Origin of the sequence: Thauera phenylacetica B4P (genome assembly GCF_000310225.1) — a bacterium.
GTDB classification, from domain to species: Bacteria; Pseudomonadota; Gammaproteobacteria; order Burkholderiales; family Rhodocyclaceae; genus Thauera; species Thauera phenylacetica.
Map to the genome: position 1 here is coordinate 1 of NZ_AMXF01000382.1, position 2356 is coordinate 2356.

A 2356-nucleotide genomic window follows, 5' to 3' on the forward strand; every position below is an offset into this window, starting at 1 on the left:
CGAGGCCGCTTTCGCGCCTGCCGGCGCTCCTACATGAGTCCGACGCGTGCCGGGACGATGCCGCCACCCCCGCGGGACGATGTCGCCACGGCTCGGCGCAATGTAGGAGCGGCGGCAGCCGCGAATGTGGCTGATGTGCAATCGACGCGGATGCCGACATGGCGAGGCCGCTTTCGCGCCTGCCGGCGCTCCTACATGAGTCCGACGCGTGCCGGGACGATGCCGCCACCCCCGCGGGACGATGTCACCACCCCCGCGGGACGATGTCGCCGCGGCTCGGCGCAATGTAGGAGCGGCGGCAGCCGCGAATGGGCCGACATGCAATCGACGCGGATGCCGACATGGCGAGGCCGCTTTCGCGCCTGCCGGCGCTCCTACATGAGTCCGACGCGTGCCGGGACGATGCCGCCACCCCCGCGGGACGATGTCACCGCGCCCGCGGGACGACGATGTCGCCACCGCTCGGCGCAATGTAGGAGCGGCGGCCGCCGCGAAAGCGGCCTCAGAGCTTGCCGATCCATTGCTCGACCGTGTGCGCGATGATGTCGTAGGCGAGCTGGTGGTTTTCTTCGGCGAGACGATAGGGATCGGGCACCTCGGCCTTGTCCCAATGGCCGAGCAGGAAGATCTTGCCGCGCGCGCTGGGGTCGAGGCGGGTGGCGTATTCGAGGTGGTGCTTTTCCATCACCAGGATGAGGTCGGCCCAGCGCGTGATCTCGGGGGTGAGTTGGCGCGCGACGTGCGGCGAGAGGTCGATGCCGTGGCGCAGGGCGACGCGCTGGGTGGTCTCGTCGGCGGGATGGCCAACGAGCGCGCCGATTCCGGCCGAGGCCACCGTGGCCGCACGGCCACGCGCGGCGAGGCGGTCGCGCAGCAGGTACTCGGCGAGCGGGCTGCGGCAGATGTTTCCGGTGCAGAGGGTGAGGATCTTGTCGAACATGGCGGTGTGCGAGGGCGTCGGGATCGGGCGTGGCGTGGGGCGCGGGCGCGTCGGCGACCGCTTCGGGCCGGGAGTGTAAACGCAAAAACCGGCACCCCCTCGCGAGGATGCCGGCTTGCGGTGACGCAGAAGCCGAGGATCAGGCCTGCTTGCGACGACGCATCGCGCCCAGACCGACCAGGCCGAGGCCCAGCAGGGCGAGGGAGGCGGGTTCGGGGACGGCGGTCACGGCGACGTTGCTGACGCGGAAGGTGCCGTCGGTGCGGTTGTAGGTCGGGCTCTGCGCGTACGCGAGCCTGTTGGCGGTCGTATCGGTGAGGCCGTTCGACTGCAGGTACACACCATAGTCGGCCGCGGCGAGCAGCTTGCCCGCGCCGTCCCAGCCGGTCGCCGTTTCGACGACGTCCATCACGAAGCTGTTGTTGGTGACGGTGCCGGTGATCGCCACGGTGCCCGCGCCGGTGGGGTCGCTGAAGCTGGTGCCGAGCAGGCCGTTGAGCAGGCCGAGGACGCCGGAGGTGGTGGCGCCGTCGTACGAGCCGCCGAAGTTGAAGCCGACCGAGAACGGGATGCTACCGCCGAAGGCGAAGTTGTAGATGCCCGGGGTCAGGCCGGTCGGGGTGAGGTTGCCGGTGAAGATGCCGACGTTCGAGCTGATGCTGCGCGTGACGGTGCCGCCGGTGCCCGCGAAGAAGGTGGCGGTGGCGGTACCGGTCGGGCCGGCGCTGCCGGGGCCGACGCTGACGTTGTAGGTGCCCGCCGGGCCGGCGGCCAGCGAAAGGGCACCGCTGAGGTTGGTCAGCGCGATCTGGTAGGTGCCCGGGGTGGTGTCGGCGAACCCGGTGACGGCGAAGTCGCCGCCCAGGTTGGCGGTGCTGACATAGGCGGCCGAGGCCCCGGTGGAGACAGCTGCGAGCGACGCGGTCGCTGCGATGAGAGCAAGTTTTTTCATTGGCGCAATCCTTTAAAACTGGGACCTGACAACGCTCAGGTTGGGCTCTTCGTTGTGGGAAACAGGGCGATTGATCACCGCTGGCTTCAATGAAGCAATATTGGTGCCTGTTTTGTAAGTGTCTGATCCGTAGAGGGGATGCCCGCGATCTTGGCAGGCTGAGGCGAGCCGGTGTAAAAAAATCCGACACTCGCGCCCGGATGCCGGGAGGATGCGCGCAAGAGGCCGGTTTTATCGTGCGCGCCGATCTCGGAACGGCCGTCTTCGCGGCTGCCGCCGCTCCTACATTGCGCCGAGCCGTGGCGACATGGTCCGGGCTGCGTCCGCATGCGCCGGGGGCCGGCGACATCCTCCCGGGCCGCGACGGTTCATGTAGGAGCGCCGGCAGGCGCGAACCCGGCGTCGATCGCCCGCGACCACCTCACCCGCCGCACCGCCCGATTCGCGGCTGCCGCCGCTCCTCC

At 69.4% G+C, this 2356-nt stretch carries 2 protein-coding genes; both read right to left on the reverse strand.

All coding sequences use genetic code 11. The features are described 5' to 3' along the window. Nucleotides 1-502: 502 nt before the first annotated feature. The gene (locus tag C667_RS22225; RefSeq protein ID WP_004385914.1) at nucleotides 503-940 is read right to left on the reverse strand and encodes a low molecular weight protein-tyrosine-phosphatase; all 438 of its coding nucleotides are present in this window, start codon (nucleotides 938-940) and stop codon (nucleotides 503-505) included. A 139-nt stretch (nucleotides 941-1079) separates the two neighbouring features. Beyond that, on the reverse strand, nucleotides 1080-1892 hold the full coding sequence (locus C667_RS22230) for a PEP-CTERM sorting domain-containing protein (RefSeq protein ID WP_004385917.1): 813 nt from the start codon (nucleotides 1890-1892) through the stop codon (nucleotides 1080-1082). Nucleotides 1893-2356: the final 464 nt, after the last annotated feature.

Excerpts from the sequence above, each read along its gene's own strand:
- C667_RS22225 (WP_004385914.1), bottom strand. The coding sequence starts at position 940 with ATGTTCGACAAGATCCTCACCCTCTGCACCGGAAACATCTGCCGCAGC.
- C667_RS22230 (WP_004385917.1), bottom strand. The coding sequence starts at position 1,892 with ATGAAAAAACTTGCTCTCATCGCAGCGACCGCGTCGCTCGCAGCTGTC.